The sequence below is a fragment of the Streptomyces sp. NPDC088766 genome, assembly GCF_044750845.1.
Taxonomy (GTDB): Bacteria; Actinomycetota; Actinomycetes; order Streptomycetales; family Streptomycetaceae; genus Streptomyces.
The window spans coordinates 113,887-134,715 of record NZ_JBIVKQ010000005.1 but is presented as its reverse complement, the minus strand read 5'-3'; the positions used below and the strand labels follow the sequence as shown (position 1 = coordinate 134,715).

Genomic DNA, 20,829 nt, shown 5'->3' with positions numbered 1-20,829 from the left:
CGTGAGCCGTCCGAGCCGGGGCCGCCGGGGCCGCGGTGTCTCAGGCGGGGACGCAGCCGGTCCTCGGTGAACTGGTCGACCCGGTCACGCCGTTCACGGTGAGCCGGGCGCTTCCGCCGTACGTCTGGCCGTCGGGGTCGGGGTGGCCGGCGCCGTACAGGCAGTCCGGCACGTGCGCGGTCGTACCGAAGCAGCCCCGGCGCTCTCCGGCCGTCAGGGTGTACGTCGAGCAGCCGGCGGAGGCCGCGAAGTCCGAGGTGACGGTTGCCGAGACCGTCACGGCCGAGCCGGAGTTGTTGACGACCACCAGGACGGTCTGCGCGTCGTCGTTCGCGTTGCGCACGAGACAGGCCTGGAGGCCCACGCCCGCCCCGGCGGTGTGGACGACGGTGGGGGCGCAGCTCCAGGTGGGGCCGGTGGAGACCGTCTGCCAGTTCGGCGCCGCCCCGGCGGGTGCTGACGCAAGGAGCAGGCCTGCCGCCACGGCTGCTGCGGTGGCTGTTGCGGCGGTGGGGAATCTGCCGGTCTGCTGCACGGTGAGGGCTCCTTCGGTCACGCGGGTCTGATCGGCTCCACGGAGCGTAGGTGATCTTGAGAGGGGGACGACAGCGTTCCGGGACGGCCGTTCCGGGGCAGCCGGCCGGAACGCGGGAAGGCCCCGCCGGGATCGGCGGGGCCTTCGGGGCGTCGGGCGGTGTGTCAGGCGATCTTGTCGTAGCGCAGGGCGACGTACGACGAGGCCGGGTGGCTGTCGATGGTGCCGCTGTAGACGTTGGCGGTCGAGTAGTTCATGTCGGAGCTCGGGCTGCCCTCGGAGTAGTAGTAGAAGGAGCCCGCGTCCTGGTCCTTCCAGCCCGCGAAGAGGACCACGTGCCCCTCGCTGCTGGAGTTCAGCGCGTCACCGGGCCGGAGGTCGGCCTTGGAGATCTGCGTGCCCGCGCTGGGGAGGGTCGACGTCGTCAGCGAGGTGGTGAGGTGCCAGGTCATGGAGACGAAGCCGGAGCAGTCGGTGCGGTAGGAGTGGTCGCCGTCGACGTCGGTGGCGTAGGCGGTCTGGCTGTACTGGACGTTGCGGCCGTACCAGTCCTTGGCCCGGGCGATGACCTCGTTGCGGTAGATCGTGCCGCCCTGTACGGACTTCGGAGGGGCCGGCGCCACGTAGGCGCAGTTGTCCGCGTAGGCCGACAGCAGGCTCTGGGTCCAGCCGGACGCGTCCACCGGGTCGTTGGTGTGGTAGGCGATGTCACTGCCGTCACCGTCGGTCGGGTCCACGTCGTGGTACCAGTACATGCCGCCGTTGGTACGGCCGTAGTAGAGGCCGCCGCCCGGCGAGGAGAGCGAGTCCACCCCCGACCAGCCGCTCGACTTCAGGACCGCGCGGTCCCAGTCGTTCACACCGTTGATCTTGTAGCTGAGCAGGCGGCCGTCCGCCGTCGAGGCGATGATGCGGTCGTCACCGGCCGCGGCCAGCGTCTTCAGGACGAAGCCGGTGTCGATGACGACGTGCTGGCCTATGTGTGCCGAGCCCTGGGGCTTGTCCTGCGACACGAGGTACTGGTGGAGCTGGCCCTCGACCGTTCCGTAGAGATGACCGGCGCCGTCGTAGACCATCTTGTCGAAGGTCCAGCCGCCGTCCCAGATCTTCTCGACCCCGGCGAGGGCGAGCGAGGTGTTGTTCGTCTGCACGTCCACCCGGTAGAGGTCGCCGGCGGTCGAGGTGACCAGGACGGTGTTGAAGTTGAGGGTCGCCATCGCCTTGGGCGTGAAGCCGAGGGCCGGCCCGATCAGCGTCTTGACCCGGTCGCCGGTGTTCGGCGCGATCTGGGTGTACGTCAGCTTGCCGTCCGACAGCGTGCCGTAGATCGACACGTCACCGGTGCACGAGGCGGCGGCCTGCGCGGCTCCGCCGGTGACCGTGACCAGTCCGAGGGACATGGCGCCGACGGCGAGGGCGGCGGAGGCGCGACGAACGGTGTTGCCCAGCTTCATGGTGTTCTCCTGCGGCGTGGAAGTCGAGCGGGCGATGGCACGTCGCTCCCCGGACAGCTGCCCTGCAGGTGCAGCTGTGAGGGTTCGCAGCGGGTGGTGCGCCCGGTGGCAGGAACTACTCTCGCCGCAGGTCACGGGGGTGAGAAGGGAGATCGTATGGACGTAACCGGCCGTGGCCCGTTGCGTCCTGAGGGGGCGTCCGGCCGTCAGTCCTCGGCGTGCAGGGCCGTCCAGGTGTCGTGGTCGACGATGCCGTCGCCCGTCAGTCCCCGGTCGTTCTGGAAATCGCGTACGGCGGTTTCCGTGCCGGGGCCGAAGTCGCCGTCGCTGTCGCTGTCGCCGAGGCCGTAGCCGCGCTTCGTCAGCATGCACTGCACCTGCAGGACGCGTTTTCCGGTGTCGCCCCGGCGGGTGCGGCCGCTGCCGAGGTAGTGGGTGCAGTCGGTGTTCCAGGGCGCGGTCACGGGCTCCGCGGCGGGGCTGCTGGGGGCCGGGGCGGGGTCGGTGGAGGCACCGGGTCCGGCCGGTGGGGCGGCGGGGGTGGGCGTACGGCCGTCGGAGGGGGACGGGGAGGCGGTGGCGAGCGGGCCGGAGGTCTCGTCGGTGGAGCCGTCGGGGCGGGCCGCGCTGCCGCCCCCGGTGGACACACCGCCCCTGGTGGACGCGCCGCCGCGGATGCCGCGCGAGGGGGAGGAGGCGGTGCCGCCGGAACCCGCACCGGAGTCGGCGGGGGCGGTCGCGGCCGATCCGGGGGAGCCGGCCGTGGCGGGGATGTTCCGGCCGGTCAGGGCGTAGATTCCCGCGGCGGTCAGACAGAGGGCGACGACGGCGGCGCCGGCCAGCAGCGGCTTGCGGCGCCGGCCGCCGCGAGGGGTGCCGGGCGGGTGCGTCGCCGCGGGGGAGGGCGTCGGTTCCGCGGGCGGAGCGGGCGGAGCGGGCGGAGGGGGCGGTGCCGGGGTGGGGCGGGCTAAGCGGGCCCTGCGGTCGACCGGGATCCGGAACAGCACCTCGTACGCCCGCTGCCGGGCCAGGACCCTGCCGCCCAGCGGGTCGGGCCAGCCGGGCGGGCCGGCGTGCCGTGCGGCCGTCCGCAGGAGTTCCGCCGGGGTGGGGCGCCGGCCGGGCTCCTTGGCCAGGCAGGCCGACAGCAGCGAGCCGAGTGCCGGGTCCGTCGACGAGATCTCGCCGAGCAGTTCCCGGTCGGGTTCCTCGAAGGCCACCCGGTGCATGACGTCGACGCCGGTGCCGTCGCCGAACGGGGCCCGTCCGGCCACCGCGAAGACCAGCGTCCCCGCCAGCGAGAACACGTCCGACGCCGTGTCGGAGCGGCCCGTCCTGAGGTGCTCCGGCGACATGTAGGCGGGGGTGCCGACCCGGTTGCCCGTGCCGGTGATCGAACTCGCCTCCGCCGCCCTGGAGATGCCGAAGTCGATGAGGTGCGCGCCGCGGAGGGTGAGCAGGACGTTGGACGGCTTGAGGTCGCGGTGGACGATGTCCGCGGCGGCGAGTTCGCACAGGGCCCGCGCGAGGTGCTCCGCCACCTGCCAGACCGTTGCGGTGGCGAGCGGGCCGTCCTCCCGTACGGCCTGCGCGAGGTCCGGTCCGGGGAGGTACTCGGTGGCCATCCACAGCAGTTCGTCCCGGAAACCGGTGCCGCACAGCTTCGGCGCGTGCGGGGTGCGCAGCCTGGCGTGCACGGCTGCCTCCCGTTCGAACCGGCGCCGGAAGCGGGGGTCCTCCGCGTACTCCGGCCGGATCACCTTCAGGGCGACGAGGCCGGGGCTGTCGTCGACGGGGCGTGCCAGGTAGACGCGTCCCATGCCGCCGCTGCCCAGCCGGGCCAACGGCACGTAGGGGCCGACCTGTTCGGGGTCGTCCGGACGCAGGGGGGAGGCGCCTGCCTGCCGCAGCGCGGTGGCCTCGCTCGTCGCCGGGTCCGACGGCGACGGCCGCTGATCTGACACGTGTGTTCCCCTAAACGGTGTTCGACGTAAGTCAGTTCGCCTTCGTTGAGGGTGAAGAGGCTAGTGCAGCATCGGGCGACGTTCGCCCCGTCGGGCACGGCTCGCAGGCATCGGCCGTCGGCGGGACGGTCGCGCAGGACGGTGCGGTGGCGGATCGTGCCGGTCACGTCGGCCACGTCGGCCACGTCGGCCATACGGGGAACCCGGCGCGGAGACCGGAGACCGGAGACCGGAGAGGCGGAGACGCGAAGACGCGGTGTCACGGACACGCAGCCGGCTCCGCCCGACGAGGGGGCGGAGCCGGCTGCGCGAGGGAAGGACGAGGTGCGGGCACTACGCGGTCAGGGACCGGCCGGTCTCCTCCGCCGGGGTCGGCCGGCCCGCCCCGGCCGCTTCGAGCGCCTTGTTGCGGCGCACGGACGACAGGAACGAGGCCGCGATCAGGACCACTCCGATCAGACCGGTGACGACCTCACTGATCTGGTGCTCCACGGTGACCAGCAGGATCACGGCGAGGGCCCCGATCGCGTAGTGGGCGCCGTGTTCGAGGTAGACGTAGTCGTCCAGGGTGCCCTGGCGGACCAGGTGGATCGTCAGCGACCGGACGTACATGGCGCCGATGCCGAGGCCGAGCGCCATCCAGAAGATGTGGTTGGTGACGGCGAAGGCGCCGATCACCCCGTCGAACGAGAAGGAGGCGTCCAGGACCTCCAGGTACAGGAAGAGGAAGAACGCGGCCCTGCCCGCCAGGGCGGCCGCCGAGACCGGCCGGCCCCCGGCCCGGACCGCCGCCGCCTCCTCCTTCTCCTGTTCCTCCTGCTCCTGCTCGTCCTCGTCCTCGTCCTCGAGTCTGTTCTCGAAGTAGGCGGAGAGACCGCCGACCACGAGGTACGTGATCAGGCCGGCGACACCCGAGAGCAGCACGGTGGCCGACTTGTCGGCATGGCCGGTGCTGACGTGCGCGTGGGTCGCGAAGGTCGTCGCCGTCACCGCCAGGGCGATCAGCGCGACGCACACCGACAGCATGTCGACCTTGCCCAGCCTGGCCAGCGGCCGCTCCAGCCAGGCCAGCCACGCGATCTCCCGCTCCTCGAGGACGAAGTCCAGGAAGATCATCAGCAGGAACATGCCGCCGAAGGCCGCGATCGCCGGGTGGGCGTCGGTGACCAGGCCCTGGTACCGCTCCGGCTCGTCGAGGGCGAGCCGGACGGCCTCCACCGGGCCCACCTCGGCGCTGATCGCCACGATCACCACCGGGAAGACCAGCCGCATGCCGAACACCGCGATCAGGATGCCGAGGGTGAGGAAGATCCTCTGCCAGAAGGCGTTCATCTTCTTCAGGATCCCGGCGTTGACCACCGCGTTGTCGAACGACAGCGAGATCTCCAGGACGGAGAGGATCAGGACGATCCCGAAGGCCTTCCAGCCCCACTGCCACGCCGCGAAGGCGAGCCCGAGCGCCGTGACGGCGAACGACCAGCCGAACGTCTTCCAGATCATCGCCTAACCCGCCGCCTTCACCGCGAGGACCGGGCACCCGGCGTCCAGCAGGATCCGCTGCGCCGCCGAGCCCATGATCAGCTTGCCGACCGCGCTCCGCCGCCGCAGGCCTATCACCACGAGGGACACGTCCGCCCCCGCGGCCAGTTCGACGATCTCCTCGGCCGCGTCCCGGCCGCCGAGCACCTGGCGGATGTCGAACTCGACGCCCAGCGCGGCCAGGTCCTCGCGGACATGGGCCAGTTCGGGCTCCTGCGCGAACCGCGGATCCACCGTGGCGTCCCCGCGCGAGGTGTTCACCACCAGCAGCCTCTCGCCGCGCAGCCGGGCCTCGTCGATCCCCGCCCGCAGCGCGGCCTCCCCCTCGGGTGAGGGCACGTATCCGACCAGTACGGTCATGTCAGCTTCTCCTCCTGCCTCTTCGGGCACTCTTCGCTCACGCGGGGGTCTCGCGACGCGGGGGACGGACCACGAACCGCCGGACCAGCGGCCAGGCCAGCACCAGGACGATCACCGTGTAGACGGTCCAGGACACCGGTCCGCCCACCAGGCCGGACAGTTCGCCGCCGGACAGCTGAAGGGAGCGCCGGCCCTGGAGTTCGGCGCGCGGGCCGAGGATCACGCCGACGATCAGCGGCAGCACGGGCAGTCCGAACCGCCGCATCGCGAAGCCGAGCAGGCCCAGCACCAGCAGCAGGAACAGGTCCAGCGGCTGGGCGTTGACCGCGTACGCGCCCATCGACGCGAAGAACAGGATCCCCGCGTACAGATAGGGGCGCGGGATCCGCAGCAGCTTCGCCCAGGCGGGCGCGAGCGGCAGGTTCAGCAGGAGCAGCAGCAGGTTGCCGACGAACAGGCTGGCTATCAGCACCCACACCAGGCTCGCCTCGCGCTCGAACAGCAGCGGCCCGGGCTGGATGCCGTACGACTGGAACGCGGCGAGCATCACCGCGGCGGTCGCGTTGGTCGGCAGGCCGATGGCCAGCATCGGGACCAGGGTGCCGGCGGCGGAGGCGTTGTTCGCCGCCTCGGGACCGGCCACGCCCTCGATCGCGCCCTTGCCGAACTCCTCGGGGTGCCGCGACAGCCGCTTCTCGGTGGCGTACGACAGGAAGGTGGGGATCTCCGCGCCGCCGGCCGGCAGCGCGCCGAACGGGAAACCGTACGCCGTGCCCCGCAGCCAGGGCTTCCACGACCGCTTCCAGTCGGCCCGGCCCATCCACGGCCGCCCGACCGGGACGACCTCGGCCGGCCTGCGCCGCAGGTGCGCGGCCACCCACAGCGCCTCGCCGACGGCGAAGATGCCGACGGCGACGACGACCACGTCGATGCCGTCCGCCAGCTGCGGAACGCCCAGGGTGAGCCGCTGCTGCCCGGAGACCGCGTCGATGCCGATCAGACCGATCGTCAGCCCCAGCAGCAGCGAGATCAGACCGCGGATGCGGGAGGAGCCCAGCACGGACGTCACCGCGATGAACGACAGCAGCATCAGGGCGAAGTAGTCCGGCGCGCCCAGACCGACCGCGAACCGGACCACGAAGGGGGTCACCAGCACCAGCAGCAGCGTGCCGATGGTGCCCGCCACGAAGGAGCCGATCGCGGCGGTGGCCAGGGCCTGCGCCGCCCGGCCCGCCTTGGCCATCTTGTTGCCCTCGATGGCCGTCACCACCGAGGACGACTCCCCGGGGGTGTTCAGCAGGATGGAGGTGGTCGAGCCGCCGTACATGCCGCCGTAGAAGATGCCGGCGAACATGATGAACGCCTGGACCGGCTCCATTCCGTAGGTGATCGGCAGCAGCAGGGCCACCGTCATCGCCGGGCCGATGCCCGGCAGGACGCCCACCGCGGTGCCGATGACGACGCCGATCAGCGCCAGCAGCAGGTTCATCGGGGCGAGGACGTCCGCGAAGCCCTGCATGAGGTTGTTCAGGTTGTCCATCACAGGATTCCTTGCAGGACACCGGCCGGGAGGTTCACACCGAGCCCGATCGCGAAGGCGTAGAAGGTGGTGAGGGACAGCGCCACCGCGATCAGCAGGCTGCGGACGTAGTGCCGGTTGCCGAGGGTGAGGGCCGTGCCCCAGAAGAGCAGCGTCCCGCTGATCACCCAGCCGAGCGGTTCGATCAGCACCGCGTTCACCAGGAACACGCCGGTCAGCAGCAGGACCGTGCGCCAGTCGCTGCCCTGGGAGAGGTCGACGTCCTCGCCGGCCTCGGGTTCGCCGTGGCCGCCGCGGGCCACGTCGACGGCGTACAGGGCGGCGACCAGCACGAGCAGGACGCCGAGGACGAGCGGCACCGTGCGTGGCCCGACCGGGTCGGTGCCGCTGTTGACGTGCGGGATCCCGAACGCGTCGACGATCACCGCGGCGCCCAGGAGGGCGACGAACGCGCACACGCCGTACTGCGCGCGGTCCCCGCCCTCCGGCGGACGGGTGCTCTTCGTGCTCAGCTCGTCCGTCGGGGCGCTCATGCCAGCCCGAGCTCGGTCAGCAGACCGCCGACGGACTTGTCCTGGTTCTTCAGGTACGTGCTGAAGGCGTCGCCGGTGACGAAGGCGTCGGTCCAGCCGCGCTTGGTCAGCTCGGTCTTCCACTGCTCGGAGTCGTGCATCCTGGTCAGGCTGTCGGTCCAGGTCTTCTTCTGCGCCTCGGTGATCCCGGGCGGGGCGACGATGCCGCGCCAGTTGGTGAAGACCAGGTCGATGCCGGAGTCCTTCAGCGTGGGGGCGTCCTTCACCGCGTCGATCGGCTTCTCGCTGGTCACCGCGAGGACCCGCACCTGGCCGGCCTCGATCTGGTCGAGGAACTCGCCGAAGCCGCTGGCGCCGAAGGCGACCTTGTCGCCCAGGATGGCGGGCAGCAGCTCGCCGCCGCCGTCGTAGCCGACGTAGTTGACCTGCTTCGGCTCGATGCCGACGGCCTGCGCCAGCTGCATCGGCAGCAGGTGGTCCGGGCCGCCCGGCGAGGAGCCGCCGCCCACGGCGACCTTCCTGGGGTTCTTCTTCCACGCGGTGACGAGGTCGTCGATCGTCTTGTACGGGGAGTCCTTGGACACGACGATCGCGCCGGCCTCCTCGATCAGCTTGGCGATCGGGGTGGTGTCGGTCAGGGTCGCCGACGACTTCGAGGTGTGGGCGGCTCCCACGACCCCCAGGCCCATCTGCATGGCCAGCTTGCCGTTGCCCTTCTCGTTCACCAGGCGCTGCAGGCCCACCGTGCCGCCCGCGCCGGGCAGGTTGTACACCTGGACCCCGGAGGCGACCTCGGAGTCCTGCATGACCTGGGCGACGGTGCGGGCGGTGGTGTCGTAGCCGCTGCCCGGCGTGTTGGGGACCATCAGGCGCAGTCCGGAGACGGGCTTGTCGCCCGCGCCCGCGCCGCCCGAGTCCTCCTTCTCCGCCGTGGCGCCGCAGGCGCTGACGGAGAGCATCGACACGGTGGCAAGCGCGGTGAGAAACGCGGCTCTGCGAGATCTCATGGCTCATCTCTTTCGCTTGGGCGAGTCCGGCGCCATGATTGTGCGATTCCCCGGACAGCCCGTCTGCCTTGTGTGAGCATTGAAGGTTGAGTTCATAGTGGTCGTTGCGTCACGTCGCCATACGCTCGCCGGTGAGCTGCTGGTACTGCAGCTCGCCATCGTGCTGGTCGTGCTGGTCGCGGTGGCCGCTGTCTCGCTGGCACAGTCCGAGGCGACCTTCGACCGGGTGGAGGGCCGCCGGGTCACCGCCCTCGCCGAGGAGATGGCCGGAAACCCCCTGTTGCGCAGCCAGCTCGCCGGGCCCGCGCCCGCCGAGACCCTCGCGCCGCTGCTGCAGACCAGGCTGACCCAGTCGAACGTCTCCTCCGTGACGGTCGCCGACGCCCGCGGCAGAATCGTCGCCGCCACCAACCCCACCCTGGTCGGCACCCGGCTGCCGGTGTCGGGCCCCGACGTGGGGTTGGCCCGCGGCTGGTCCGGAGAACTGCCGGTGGGCGGGGTCCGCGAGCTGGTGGCCCAGGTCCCGGTGCTCGGCGCCGACCCGGACCACCTCGGCGAGCACCTCGGCACCGTCATGATCGGACGGGTCTCGCCCACGGTCTGGCAGCGCCTGAACGGCGCCTCCTCCTATCTGCTCGCCTACCTCGGCATCGCCAGCGTGCTCGGGGTGGCCGGCTCCTGGCTGCTGGCCCGGCGCATCAAACGCCAGACCCTCGGCCTCGAACCGCGGGAGATCGCCGGCCTCGCCGAGCACCGCGAGGCCATGCTGTTCGGGATGGCGGAGGGGGTGATCGCGCTCGACCCCCAGCTCAGACTCACCCTCGTCAACGAGGTCGGCCGCGCACTCCTCGGCCTGCCCGAGGACTGCGTCGGCAGGAGCCTGGCCGAGCTGGGCGTCGGCGGCAGGCTGTACGACGTCCTGTCCGGGACCGGCGGGGAGCACCGGGACGAGGTGGTCCTGCGCCGGGGCCGGGTGCTGGTGATGAACCGGATGGACGTCACCAAGGACGGCCGCCGCCTCGGCTCGGTGACCACCCTCCGCGACCGCACCGAACTCGCCCAGCTGGAGCGTGAGCTGGGGTCCTTCCGCAGCAGCACCGAGTTGCTGCGCGCCCAGACCCACGAGTTCTCCAACCAGCTGCACACCATCTCCGGACTCATCCAGATCGGCGAGCACGACGAGGTCGTACGGTACGTCCGTGCCCTGCGCAGACACCGCGAGTCGCTCGACCTGACGCTCACCAGCCGGGTCCGGGACCGGGCCGTCGCCGCGCTGCTCATGGCCAAGTCGGCGCTCGCCGCGGAGCGCAGGGTCGGGCTGCGGATCTCCGAGCGCACCGCTCTCGACAAGCTGGAGCCGACGGACTCCGCGGACGTGGCGACCGTCCTCGGCAACCTCGTCGACAACGCCCTCGACGCGGCCGCTCCGGCCGCCGGCGACCACGACGGCGAGGCCTGGGTGGAGGTCGAACTCCGCCAGGACGCCTCCAGCGTGGAGATCGTCGTACGGGACTCGGGGCCGGGTGTGGCCCCGGAGCTCGCGCAGGAGGTGTTCGGGCACGGTTTCACCACCAAGGCCGCACAGGGCGGCGACCGGGGGATCGGACTGGCGCTGACGCGGCTGGTCTGCACCCGCAGAGGGGGCGAGGTGTCGGTGTCCAACACGCAGGAGGGCGCCATGTTCATCGCGTGGATGTCCGTGGGCCGGCCGGCCGACAGGGAGACGGAGGAGGTCCGATGATCGACGTACTCGTGGTCGAGGACGACTTCATGGTGGCGCGGATCCACCGCGGGTTCGTCGACAGCGTCGAGGGATTCCGCGTCGTCGGCACCGCGGACTGCGGCGAGCGGGCGCTCACCGCCGCCGCCGAGCTGGAGCCCGACCTGGTGCTGCTCGATCTCTACCTGCCCGACATGTTCGGCCTGGACGTCGTCCCCCGGCTGCGGTCCGCCGGCCACGACTGCGACGTGATGGTGATCAGCGCCGCCCGGGAGGCGGAGGCGGTGCGCAGAGCGGTCCGCCACGGAGTCGTGGACTACCTGCTGAAACCGTTCGACGCCGAGGAGCTGAGGGACCGGCTGGAGCGCTACGGCACCCGGCGCGGCGAACTGGGCGCCGGGGTCGTGCGCGGACAGGCTGACGTGGACCGGGCGCTGGGCCGGGTCGCGGCGCCGGCGGCGGCGCCCGCCCTGCCGAAGGGCATGAGCGTGGAGACCTCGGAGCTCGTCGAACGGGCGCTGCGCACGGCCGAGGGCACCCTCTCCGCCGCCGAGTGCGCGACCCGCGTCGGCATCTCCCGCGTCAGCGCGCGCCGCTACCTCGAACACCTCGCCGTCACGGGCCGCGCGGTGGTCTCCCTGCGCTACGGGCAGGCGGGCCGGCCGGAACGCCGGTATCACTGGCACGCCCGCTAGACCGCCCGGACCTCCCGGCCGTCCTGACTGCCTGGCCGTCCGGACCGTCCGGCCGTCCTGACCTCCCGGCCGTCCGGACTGCCTGGCCGTCCGGACCACCTGGCCGCCCGGACCACCTGGCCACCCGGTCCCGGCGGCACCGTGTGTCGCCCGCACGGCACCGGCGGGCACCGCGTGCGCCTTCCCGCGGGCGGTGCCCGGCCGGGAGTTGCAGCGCGTGCGGGAGGGGCGTTCCCTGGAAGTATCCAGTGGGAGCCAGAGCGCCCGGGGCTGCGAAACGGACCGGGGGGCCTTCTTCCGGTGCGTGCCGGCAGGGTCTCGGTCAGGGCGGTCCGTCGTCACCCGGCGTTCGACGCGGAGGTGAGCCAGGTGAAAGCCGTCGTCTATGAGAAGCCCTTCAGTGTCACCGTCAGGGACGTCGAGGATCCACGGATCCAGCACCCCAACGACGTGCTGGTGCGCGTCACGTCCTCCGCCATCTGCGGCTCCGACCTGCACATGTACGAGGGCCGGACCGCGGCCGAGGCGGGCATCGTGTTCGGGCACGAGAACCTCGGCATCGTCGAGGAGGTCGGCTCGGGCGTGACCTCCCTGTCCGAGGGCGACCGGGTCGTCATGCCGTTCAACGTCGCCTGCGGATTCTGCAAGAACTGCCTCGCCGGGAAGACCGGCTTCTGCCTGACGGTCAATCCCGGCTTCGCCGGCGGCGCCTACGGCTATGTGGCCATGGGTCCGTACACCGGCGGGCAGGCCGAGCGGCTGCGGGTGCCGTTCGCCGACTTCAACTGTCTGAAGCTGCCGCCGGGCGACGAGTTCGAGACCGATTTCGTGCTGCTCGCCGACATCTTCCCGACCGGCTACCACGGGTGCGAACTCGCCCAGGTGTCCCCCGGCGAGAGCGTGGCCGTCTTCGGTGCCGGCCCGGTCGGGCTGATGGCCGCGTACTCCGCGATGCTGCGCGGTGCGGCGAAGGTGTTCTGCGTGGACCGGGTGCCCGAGCGGCTCGCCAAGGCCGAGGAGATCGGAGTCGTCCCGATCGACTTCACCCAGGGCGATCCGACCGAGCAGATCAAGGAGCAGACCGGCGGCGAGGGAACGGACAAGGGCGTCGACGCCGTCGGCTACCAGGCCCAGGCGCACGACGCGAGCCACGAGGAACCCGCCGTCGTCCTCAACACCCTGGTGGAGACGGTCCGGCCGACGGGCATGCTCGGCATACCGGGTCTGTACGTGCCGTCCGACCCGGGCGCGCCCGACGAGCACGCCAAGCGCGGTCAGCTGCTGGTCTCCATCGGCAGGATGTTCGAGAAGGGCCAGCAGATGGGCACCGGCCAGTGCAACGTCAAGCGGTACAACCGCCAGCTGCGCGACATGATCGTCGCGGGGCGCGCCGAGCCCAGTTTCGTGGTCTCCCACGAGGTGCCGCTGGAGGAGGCGCCCAGGGCGTACGAGAAGTTCGACCAGCGGGTCGAGGGCTACACCAAGGTCGTCCTGCACCCCGGTCACGCGCTCGCGGCGTAGGGCCGGGCAGGACGCCGCACGCGTTCGCGGCGTGAGGCCGTGCGGCGCACCGTACGACCGACGCACGGCTGCCGGCCGGCCGGGAACGGGGTCGCGCCGGGGGCCGTGCGTCGGTCGCGGGCTGCCCCGGAAAGCCTGTGACGCCTCCCGTACGGTTGCTGACGATCCGTCAGGCGGTCGCGATGGGCCGCAGTGTGAGCGGCTCGATCCTGCCCTCCAGCATCGCGCCCAGGCCCTGGGCGGCGCAGATGTCGGGCCGTTCGGCGATGGCCACCGGCATGCCGGTGGCCTCACGGAGCATCTGGTCGAAGCCGGGCAGCAGGGCGGAGCCGCCGACCATCATGATCCCGCGGTCGGCGAGGTCGGCCACCAGGTCCGGAGGGCAGTCCCGCAGCACTCGTCCGATGCCGTCCAGGACGGCGGTCAGCGGAGTCTCGATGGCGACCCGTACGGCCGCGGTGTCGATCCGCACGGACCGGGCCAGGCCGGTGGCCACGTCCCGGCCGTGGATCTCCGTGGAGGCCGGGCCCTCCGGGGTGAGGCCGTTGCCGGACAGGGCCAGCTGGAGCGGCCGTACGGACTGGCTCGGGAGCATCAACTCGTGTTCGTGGCGCAGGTGCTGGACGATCGCGTGGTCCACGGCCTCGCCGCCGACGGGGACGCGTTCGGCGGTCACGATCGAGCCCAGGGAGAGGACGGCGACCTGGGTGGCGGCCGCTCCGCACACCATGATCATGGTGGCTTCCGGCCGTTCCACGGGCAGCCCGCAGCCGACGGCGGCGGCGATGAGGGTGTCGACGAGTTCGACGCGCCGGGCGCCGAGCCCGACCAGCGTCTCGACGGCCGCGCGCTGGGCCAGCGGGTCGGCGTCGTGCGGGGTGCAGGCGGCGGCCCGCAGGAACGGCTTGCGGCGCAGCTGGCGGCGGATCTTGTCGCCGATCAGGTGCCGCAGCATGCGCTGTGCCATCTCGATGTCGACGACCGTGCCGCCGGAGACCGGGCGGATGACGCGGATGTAGTGCGGGGTGCGGCCGGTCATCTTCTCGGCGAACTCGCCGACCGCGATCAGCGCGCCGGTGCGGGTGTTCATGGCGGCGACGGACGGCTGGTCGACGACGAGGCCGGCCCCCTTGACGTACACCCGCGTCCGCGCCGCGCCGAGGTCGACGGCGAAGTGGCAGCGTCGCAGCTGCTCCAGACTGGCGGTCATGGAAGGTCCTCCCGAGAGCACAGGCCGTGGCGGCCGCCGGGCCTTCGTGAGCGGGCCGCCGGGTGGTGACCCTCCTTCGCATCGTGCGGGGGCGGGAGGGCGGGCGCCCGCTGGAGGGGGCCGGGCGGGGAGCCGCCGAACGGGGGGTTCGCCGGTGTCCGGCCGCCCGTCGCCCCCGTCCCTGGCCGGGCACCGACTACCGGGCGCGTGCCGCCTCCAGCACCTCCGTCAGCGACCGGACGGTCACCCGGCACCCGGCGGCCCGCAGATCCTGCTCCACGGTGGGACTGCGCGCGAGGCCGACGAACCGCAGACCCGCCCGCTGGGCGGCGGTCAGCTCCGCCACCGTGGCCCCGATCAGCACGCCGGCCGCCGCCCCGACGCCCAGGGACCGCAGCGCCCCCAGCAGACGCTCGGGGTCCGGCATGAGCGGCGCCGGATGCGGACCGCGCCCGTGGACGCCGTCCAGCGGCAGCCGGTACGGCTCCACATAGCGGCGTACGGCCTCCTCGCAGACGTCCGTCACCACGGCCACCCGCCGGCCCGACTCGTGCAGCGCGCGCACCAGGGCGACGCAGTGGTGGGTGGTCGGCGCGTGCGGGACGGCCGCCAGTTCCAGCTCGTCCAGGCGGGCCCGCAGCAGGGGCCCGAGCGGGTCGCGGGCGTACCCGCGCAGCACGTCCAGCGGATGCGCCGGCGTGTCCCGCGCCGGAGCGGGGGGCGACGCAAGGTCCGCCGGCGCATTCCCCGGGCCTCGTTCGGCGGCGGCGACCGCCAGCAGGTCCAGCGCGGCCCGGCGCGCCGTCGACGCCGTGAACAGCCGGGCCACCGGGCCGTCGAAGCCGAGCAGCACGGCGTCGGCGCCCGCGAGGAGACCGGCCGGTGCGGACGCGGCGGCCGGCTCCGGCCGCGGCGACGCGGGCGGCGGCGCCCACTCCGGGGCCAGCCGCACCGTGCAGCGCACCGCGAGCCCCGGCACCGGCCACCCGCCCAGCTGCGCGCCGAGCGCGCGCTGCGCCCCGGCCGCACGGCGCGGCGAGTGGTGGCGGGTGATGCGCGGCGCGGCCTGGAGCAGATGGGCGAGGAGCCGGTCCGCGACCCCCGTGGTCTGCGCCCGTACGAAGGCCACCGGGTCCTCCACCCGCCAGGTCAGCTCGGCGGTCCCCACGAAGTCGCCCTTGCCGGAACTGGGCAGCGACACCGTGCGGGTGGTCTGCCGCGGCGTGAGGTCGACCTCGTAGTACGTCACCGGCCGCGGCAGGCGCCCGGCGTGCGCGTCGGCCGGGTCGAGGAGGGCGGGCGGGCGCCCGGACGACAGGTGCACGACGGCGGACCGGCCCGGCACGGGTATGCCCGGCCGGTCGGGGCCCCTGGCGATGAGGGGGCCGCGCACCAGGTCCCGCTCCTCCTCGGCGCGCGGCGCGGGCAGCGGGCAGTACCAGGCGAGCGGCGGGGCGTCGGGGGCGTCCCCGTACAGCGGGTGGAATCGGTGCGGTCCGGCGGCGGCGGAGCTGTCGGCGAACGCCTCGTAGAGGGCGGGCGGGACGAGCACCAGCACCGGGGCGGATCCCTGCGGCGGCGGGGGCGCGGTCGGCCGCCCGTCCCGGAAGGTCACCCGCAGCCGCGGCGCCGCCGCCCGGTCGGTCAGGGGCCCCGGCAGCCAGCGCAGGGCCGCCGCCAGCACCGGCAGCAGGAAGACGCCGGGGTCGACGCGGACGCGGTACCCGTCGGGCCGCACCAGCACCTCGTACTGCTGCGGCGTCAGACCGCCGCGGGACAGGACCTGGTGCACGGCGTACTCGAGGCTGATCCGCGCCTCGGGGCGGGCGCCGAGGTCGGTGCCGGTCTCGAAGAGCAGGGTGGGGCGGGCCGTGGCGTCCCGGCCGTCGTCCGGCCCGGAACCGGCGGGCTCCGGCCGCACCGCGTCGCCGGTGCCCGCGCCCAGTCGCCGTACGGTCTCCTCGGTGACCGTCGCGAACGCCGCCCCGCCGTCCCCGGTGCCGTCCCCGGTGCCGGTCCGCGCGCGGAACTCGCCCGCCGCGCGGCCCGCCCGGTCGTCGATGAGGCGGCCCATCCGTTCCAGGAGGTCGCGGGTGCGGCCGCGCGCGGTGCGGGGGAGCGTCCGCACGAGCAGTTCGCCGACGCCGGGGCGGAAGGCGTACGAGCCGGGCGGGCCCGGCACCGCCGTGAGCATGCCGCTGAGGATCACCTCGGCGAGGTGCTGCGGGCGCGGGTCGCGCTCCACCGCGCGCTGCACCAGGCGCATCACCGGCACGGACGGGTCGGCCAGCGCCAGGTGGCCGGCGAGGCGGAAGGCCTCCGGGGAGGCGGTGGCGCGGAACCGCAGGACCAGGTCCCGCGCGGGCAGGCCCGCCGGATCGGCCGCCGGGTCCCGCTCGGGCGGCGCCGGGGTCAGCCAGGCCGCCGCGCCCGGGGCGCGTGCGCCGCCGGGGCCGGCCACCAGCGCCGCCCAGTGGGCGAGCCAGGGGGCGCCCGGTTCCAGGACGGGCAGCGGGACGGCGGCGGGGTGCGGGCGGCCGGCCTCGGGGTCGTACGGGGTGAAGGCCACGGCGGTGGCCGGGGCCGCCGCGCCGGGCGCGGACAGCACCCCCGGCTCGGCCGGCAGGGCCGTGGCCGGCCACAGCCGCTCCGGCAGCGGCTGTACGACGGCCAGCGGCATCCGGGACGCCCAGTGCCGCAGCGTGGCGTACCAGCGGGTGCCCGCCGGGCCGGGCCGCCACTGCGGGCCCGTGCAGTCGCTGACGACCAGGGTGAGCGTCCGCCCGTCCGCCGGGTCGGGCACGTGCCGGGCCCGGCCGTCGGGACCGGCGGGATGGAGCGTGACCGTGCGGAAGACGCCCGACTGGGCCAGCACGGTGTGCAGTTCCCGCACGAGCGGGCGCCAGACCGGCATGGTCGGACCGGTGTCGTGCACGAGGGCCAGGCGCAGCCAGCGCTCGCGCGCCGGGCGCAGCACGGGGAGCCAGACGTCCGGGTGCGCGCCGAGCCGGGCGATGCGGTCGGCCGTCGCCCGCTCGTCCAGGAGCCGGGCGCGGGCCGCCGGCACCGTGCGTTTCAGCGGGCGCAGGGCCCGTTGGAGGGCGAGGGGGCGGGGGAGCATCGCCGGCGCGGGGGCGAGCAGCGCAGCGCCGCCGTCCCGCTCGCCGGGGGGCGGCGGGGCCGGGGACGGCAGGTGCAGGGGGACGCGGGAGGCCCCGGCCGGGGGGCGTGGCGGGGGCGGCGGTCCGGCCGGGGGCGGGGCGGGCGCGGTGACCTCGTCCCGGCGCGGCCGCGCGGGAGCGGGCGGCACGCGCTCCTCGGGCCGCCCCCCGGCCGGCGGGCCGTCCTCGGGCCGCTCCCCGGCCTGCGGCCCGCCCTGCGACCGTGCGGCCAGCCACAGCAGTTCCGCCAGTTCGCGCGGGGTCGGCGGGGTCCCGGCGGCGGCCGTCAGGAGCGCGGCGAGCCTGCCGACGGCCGTGCCCTCGCGCTCCCGCGGGGTCCCGCCGGACGCCGTCGGCGGGTCCTCAGAAGCCATCGCCGTCCGCCGTCGCGCTCAGATACGGCATCAGCTCGTCGGCGAGAGCGTCGCGGGAGTCCGCGTCCAGACCGGCGACGCCCGTGAGGTAGAGGGCGTTCAGCAGCTGGTCGGTGGCGAGTTCGCCGTCGGCGGCGCGGGCCAGGAAGCGGTTGATGAGGTGTTCCGCCTCGCCCGCCGGGGTGTCGAGGTGGGCGCGGACGATCTCGGTGAGCTGCTCGTGGTCCGGGCGCCGCAGCCGCAGCCGGACACAGCGGCGCAGGAAGGCGGGCGGGAACTCGCGCTCGCCGTTGCTCGTCAGCACCACGAACGGGAAGGCGCGGCAGCGCACCCGGCCACGGGTGACCGCGACCGGCGCGTCCGTGCCGTCGGCGAGGACCTCGGCGGTGGCGCCGTCGCCGGAGTGGCGTGCGGCGCGCATCAGTTCGGGGATCTCGTACTGCCCCTCCTCCAGCACGTTCAGCAGGTCGTTGGGCAGGTCCAGGTCGCTCTTGTCGATCTCGTCGACGAGGAGCACGCGGGGGCGGCCGTAGGGGAGCAGGGCCGTGCCGAGGGGGCCGAGGCGCAGGTGTTCCTCGACGTCGGTGCCCGCGGGCGGGCCGTCGTCCGGCCGGCCGGTACCGGACGCCTTCGCCCCGGGCGTCCCGTCCCCCGCCCGCCACGCCGCCCGCCGCGCCGCGTACAGCCGGGACAGCGGGTCGTACTGGTAGAGGCCGTCGGACAGGCTGGAGCGGCTGGTGATGTTCCAGCGCAGGACCGGGCCGAGCCGCAGTTCCCGCGCCACCGCGTAGGCCAGCGAGGACTTGCCGGTGCCGGGCGGTCCGGTGACCAGCAGCGGCCGGCGCAGCACCAGCGCGGCGTTGACGAGCTGGACGGTCTCGGGGGCGGCCACGTAGGTGCGGGCGCGGTGCGCGCGGTCGGGGGAGACGGCCGCCCCGTCGTCGGTGTCCCGCGGCGGGGGCAGGACGGGCCCGCCGTCGAACGCCCGCCAGGGCGGCGGGGCGGGCAGGTCGTCGATGCCGTCGTGCGGCTCGCTGTTCCCGGTGTAGACGGACCAGTGGGGCATGCGGGATCTCTCCGTGCGATGGACTCGGCGTGGGGGCGGGCGGGTCAGGCCACGGGCGATCGGACGTGCGCCCCCGTCTCGCCGTGCGGGTCGGTGAAGACGCGCGGGTCGTCCCACAGCAGCTGGATGTCACGCGCCCAGTGCTCGTCCTCGGCGTCGGCCTCCTCCCGCAACTGAAGGATCCGGCGCGGCAGTTCCGCGGGCGGGACGCCGGACACGCAGTCGTCGAGCTGGTCCAGGAAGGTCTTGCCCGTGCAGTCGGCGCCGCCCGCGCAGGGCTCCTCGGGGCCGCTGTCGCAGCCCTCCCGGGACCAGACGACGAGCGGGGCGGGCGCGGTGAGCGTGGTGTCGAAGTGGGCCCGGGTGCGGGGCGCGGCCGGCGCGGTGGCGAACCCGGCGAGACAGGCGTCGGACTGCCGCAGCCGTACCCGCAGCCGGCGCGGCTCCTCGGGCGTGCCGCACTCCACCCGGTGCAGCTGGGCGCCGGACGCGGAGTCGAGCCGGTTCCAGGCGCGGGTCAGCTGGTGCCGGGTGCCCGCCCGCCGCCGCGCCTGGTCGGTGACCACGACGGGATGCACGCAGCCGAGCGGGGTGTCGTCGTCGGGCGCGCTCGCCCAGCGGTCCACGGGCAGGTCGATCCAGTCGCGGGGCAGCGCGAACGCGATCAACTCGTCGCAGCCCGGCGTCAGATACCCGAACGCCGCCTCGATCCGGTCCTGGACGTAGGCGGGCAGCCGGGACTGCGGGACGGTGTCGGACCCGACCGGGTGCCGGCGGCCCCCGCTGTACGCCGACACCTCGACGCGGACCTGGCCGTCGCCCGCGCCGCTGTGCCGCAGGTCGACCAGGATGGGCGACCACCGCGGCGCGGCCGGCGTCTCCACCGGGGCCCGGAACAGCGCCTCCACGTGCCCGGTGAAGCGGGCGACGGTGCCGGCCGCGTCCTCGCCGTCGATCTCGCACAGCACGAACAGCGCGGCCGAACGCAGCGAGTCGAAGCCCTCGCGCGGCGGCTCGGGGTCCAGCGGTCCGGCGGCGGCCCGGTAGAGCCGTACGGGGTCGCAGTCCAGGCCGGCGCGGACGGCCCGCTCCACCAGTTCCCGCAGCCGGGCGCGGTCGGCGGTGCGGTGGTCGGAGGTGGGGACGAGCCCGGCGAGAGCGGGCCAGTAGCGGGCCATCACCTCGGTGGGCATCATCCGCCCGTTGCGCACCCCCTGCGCGCCGGCCGCGGCCGTCACCATGCCGACCACCTCACCGGTGTCGACGAGAGTGACCGCGGCACCGCTGAACCCCGGTTCGAGCGGCTGCCCGTCCGGCTGCCAGGCCTCCAGCTGCATCCACTCCCGGTTGAGCAACTGCGGTGCGGTGACGCGGTACTCGGCCAGCGTGCCCTCGTCGAAGCCGAGCGGGAAGCCGTACACGACGAGCTTGCGCGGCTGCCGGCCGTACGCGGTGTCCACGGGCGCGAGCGCCGCCGGGGCGATGTCCACCTCGTGGGCCAGCTCCAGGACGGCGAGGTCGCCGAGGTCGGTGCTGCCACCTCCCCAGCCGCCCTCGGCCACCACCCGGGCCGCGACGGGCGCGGAGCCGGGCCGCTCCGTGAAGGTCACCGCCAGTGCCCCGGCCGGCCCCTCGTGGACGACGTGAGCGCAGGTCAGGACCGTGCGCGGGGTGACCAGGAAGCCCGCTCCGACGACCTGCCCGGCGCACTCGACCCGGGCCTGCCACTCGGCGCTCCTCATGAGAGGGGGGAGGACTCCGGCCGTGCGGCCGCCGGTGCGGTCTCCCCCGGCCGGCCCGCCGACGGGGACCAGGTCAGCCTGACGACCAGGTGCCCCTCCGCCGTGCCCTTGGCGATGATCGCGCCCGTCTCGGCCGCCAGCTTCACCCCGAACTCGATCTCCACGCCGTCGGGCCGCAGCGCGCCGTCGCGGAAGACCCGCAGCGCGGCCTCCGCGGCCGAGCGCACGCCCTCTAGGGCGCCCTCGAAGGTGCGGGCCGCCCGCACGGTGCCGTCGCCGCGGGCCACCAGCCGGGAACCGGGCCGCTGCTCCTCCACGGCCTCGACGGCGACCACGGCGCCGTCGTCCGTCGTGAACTCCACCACTGCTGCCATGACGCCCCCGTCGTACTTCTCGAACCGCGGCTCC

General features: G+C 74.1%; 16 protein-coding genes. 3 read left to right on the top strand and 13 right to left on the bottom strand.

What is annotated here, in order from left to right; all coding sequences use genetic code 11:
* Positions 1 to 40 precede the first annotated feature (40 nt).
* From ACIP5W_RS09655 to ACIP5W_RS09620, 8 genes are all read right to left on the bottom strand, one after another.
* Positions 41 to 556, bottom strand: coding sequence for a hypothetical protein (locus ACIP5W_RS09655; protein WP_401469328.1), 516 nt, complete (start codon positions 554 to 556; stop codon positions 41 to 43).
* A gap of 143 nt (positions 557 to 699) precedes the next feature.
* Positions 700 to 1,989, bottom strand: a complete 1,290-nt coding sequence (locus tag ACIP5W_RS09650; protein ID WP_401469325.1) for a hypothetical protein — start codon at positions 1,987 to 1,989, stop codon at positions 700 to 702.
* A 206-nt stretch (positions 1,990 to 2,195) separates the two neighbouring features.
* Positions 2,196 to 3,953: a protein kinase gene (locus ACIP5W_RS09645; protein ID WP_401469322.1), complete on the bottom strand. Its 1,758-nt coding sequence runs from the start codon at positions 3,951 to 3,953 to the stop codon at positions 2,196 to 2,198.
* 333 nt (positions 3,954 to 4,286) lie between these two features.
* A complete protein-coding gene (locus tag ACIP5W_RS09640; RefSeq protein WP_401469319.1) occupies positions 4,287 to 5,453 on the bottom strand; it encodes a DUF475 domain-containing protein in 1,167 nt (388 codons plus the stop codon).
* A 3-nt stretch (positions 5,454 to 5,456) separates the two neighbouring features.
* Complete coding sequence (locus ACIP5W_RS09635) at positions 5,457 to 5,852, bottom strand: universal stress protein (RefSeq protein WP_401469316.1); 396 nt, start codon at positions 5,850 to 5,852, stop codon at positions 5,457 to 5,459.
* A gap of 37 nt (positions 5,853 to 5,889) precedes the next feature.
* Positions 5,890 to 7,392: a tripartite tricarboxylate transporter permease gene (locus ACIP5W_RS09630; protein WP_401469312.1), complete on the bottom strand. Its 1,503-nt coding sequence runs from the start codon at positions 7,390 to 7,392 to the stop codon at positions 5,890 to 5,892.
* Positions 7,392 to 7,925: a tripartite tricarboxylate transporter TctB family protein gene (locus ACIP5W_RS09625; protein WP_401469309.1), complete on the bottom strand. Its 534-nt coding sequence runs from the start codon at positions 7,923 to 7,925 to the stop codon at positions 7,392 to 7,394. The genes ACIP5W_RS09630 and ACIP5W_RS09625 overlap by 1 nt, the downstream gene beginning before the upstream one ends.
* Positions 7,922 to 8,884 carry a Bug family tripartite tricarboxylate transporter substrate binding protein gene (locus tag ACIP5W_RS09620; protein ID WP_401469760.1) on the bottom strand — a complete coding sequence of 321 codons (963 nt, stop codon included), beginning with the start codon at positions 8,882 to 8,884 and terminating at the stop codon, positions 7,922 to 7,924. Before ACIP5W_RS09620 ends, ACIP5W_RS09625 begins: the two co-directional genes overlap by 4 nt.
* A gap of 145 nt (positions 8,885 to 9,029) precedes the next feature.
* Here ACIP5W_RS09620 and ACIP5W_RS09615 point away from each other — a divergent pair, with 145 nt between their 5' ends.
* The 3 genes from ACIP5W_RS09615 (at position 9,030) to ACIP5W_RS09605 (ending at position 12,868) form a co-directional block, all read left to right on the top strand.
* Complete coding sequence (locus ACIP5W_RS09615; RefSeq protein ID WP_401469306.1) at positions 9,030 to 10,673, top strand: ATP-binding protein; 1,644 nt, start codon at positions 9,030 to 9,032, stop codon at positions 10,671 to 10,673.
* Entirely contained in the window at positions 10,670 to 11,347 is a 678-nt protein-coding gene (locus ACIP5W_RS09610) for a response regulator (protein WP_401469304.1), read from the top strand. The genes ACIP5W_RS09615 and ACIP5W_RS09610 overlap by 4 nt, the downstream gene beginning before the upstream one ends.
* A 369-nt stretch (positions 11,348 to 11,716) precedes the next feature.
* Positions 11,717 to 12,868: a glutathione-independent formaldehyde dehydrogenase gene (locus ACIP5W_RS09605; protein ID WP_401469757.1), complete on the top strand. Its 1,152-nt coding sequence runs from the start codon at positions 11,717 to 11,719 to the stop codon at positions 12,866 to 12,868.
* 169 nt (positions 12,869 to 13,037) lie between these two features.
* Here the strand turns inward: ACIP5W_RS09605 and ACIP5W_RS09600 are convergent, their stop codons facing one another.
* The 5 genes from ACIP5W_RS09600 to ACIP5W_RS09580 all read right to left on the bottom strand — a co-directional run bounded on the left by ACIP5W_RS09600 (position 13,038) and on the right by ACIP5W_RS09580 (position 20,795).
* Complete coding sequence (locus ACIP5W_RS09600) at positions 13,038 to 14,078, bottom strand: rod shape-determining protein (protein WP_401469302.1); 1,041 nt, start codon at positions 14,076 to 14,078, stop codon at positions 13,038 to 13,040.
* 196 nt (positions 14,079 to 14,274) lie between these two features.
* Positions 14,275 to 17,613 carry an SAV_2336 N-terminal domain-related protein gene (locus ACIP5W_RS09595; RefSeq protein ID WP_401469300.1) on the bottom strand — a complete coding sequence of 1,113 codons (3,339 nt, stop codon included), beginning with the start codon at positions 17,611 to 17,613 and terminating at the stop codon, positions 14,275 to 14,277.
* A complete protein-coding gene (locus ACIP5W_RS09590) occupies positions 17,603 to 18,679 on the bottom strand; it encodes an AAA family ATPase (RefSeq protein WP_401469297.1) in 1,077 nt (358 codons plus the stop codon). Before ACIP5W_RS09590 ends, ACIP5W_RS09595 begins: the two co-directional genes overlap by 11 nt.
* A 44-nt stretch (positions 18,680 to 18,723) precedes the next feature.
* Positions 18,724 to 20,421 carry a trypsin-like peptidase domain-containing protein gene (locus ACIP5W_RS09585; RefSeq protein ID WP_401469294.1) on the bottom strand — a complete coding sequence of 566 codons (1,698 nt, stop codon included), beginning with the start codon at positions 20,419 to 20,421 and terminating at the stop codon, positions 18,724 to 18,726.
* The gene (locus ACIP5W_RS09580) at positions 20,418 to 20,795 is read right to left on the bottom strand and encodes a CU044_2847 family protein (protein ID WP_401469291.1); all 378 of its coding nucleotides are present in this window, start codon (positions 20,793 to 20,795) and stop codon (positions 20,418 to 20,420) included. The genes ACIP5W_RS09585 and ACIP5W_RS09580 overlap by 4 nt, the downstream gene beginning before the upstream one ends.
* Positions 20,796 to 20,829 lie beyond the last annotated feature (34 nt).

Bases quoted from the DNA above. Each gene is read 5' to 3' on its own strand.
- ACIP5W_RS09650 (WP_401469325.1), bottom strand. From the start codon at position 1,989: ATGAAGCTGGGCAACACCGTTCGTCGCGCCTCCGCCGCCCTCGCCGTC.
- ACIP5W_RS09640 (WP_401469319.1), bottom strand. From the start codon at position 5,453: ATGATCTGGAAGACGTTCGGCTGGTCGTTCGCCGTCACGGCGCTCGGG.
- ACIP5W_RS09635 (WP_401469316.1), bottom strand. From the start codon at position 5,852: ATGACCGTACTGGTCGGATACGTGCCCTCACCCGAGGGGGAGGCCGCG.
- ACIP5W_RS09630 (WP_401469312.1), bottom strand. From the start codon at position 7,392: ATGGACAACCTGAACAACCTCATGCAGGGCTTCGCGGACGTCCTCGCC.
- ACIP5W_RS09625 (WP_401469309.1), bottom strand. From the start codon at position 7,925: ATGAGCGCCCCGACGGACGAGCTGAGCACGAAGAGCACCCGTCCGCCG.
- ACIP5W_RS09620 (WP_401469760.1), bottom strand. From the start codon at position 8,884: ATGCTCTCCGTCAGCGCCTGCGGCGCCACGGCGGAGAAGGAGGACTCG.
- ACIP5W_RS09610 (WP_401469304.1), top strand. From the start codon at position 10,670: ATGATCGACGTACTCGTGGTCGAGGACGACTTCATGGTGGCGCGGATC.
- ACIP5W_RS09600 (WP_401469302.1), bottom strand. From the start codon at position 14,078: ATGACCGCCAGTCTGGAGCAGCTGCGACGCTGCCACTTCGCCGTCGAC.
- ACIP5W_RS09595 (WP_401469300.1), bottom strand. From the start codon at position 17,613: ATGGCTTCTGAGGACCCGCCGACGGCGTCCGGCGGGACCCCGCGGGAG.
- ACIP5W_RS09590 (WP_401469297.1), bottom strand. From the start codon at position 18,679: ATGCCCCACTGGTCCGTCTACACCGGGAACAGCGAGCCGCACGACGGC.
- ACIP5W_RS09585 (WP_401469294.1), bottom strand. From the start codon at position 20,421: ATGAGGAGCGCCGAGTGGCAGGCCCGGGTCGAGTGCGCCGGGCAGGTC.
- ACIP5W_RS09580 (WP_401469291.1), bottom strand. From the start codon at position 20,795: ATGGCAGCAGTGGTGGAGTTCACGACGGACGACGGCGCCGTGGTCGCC.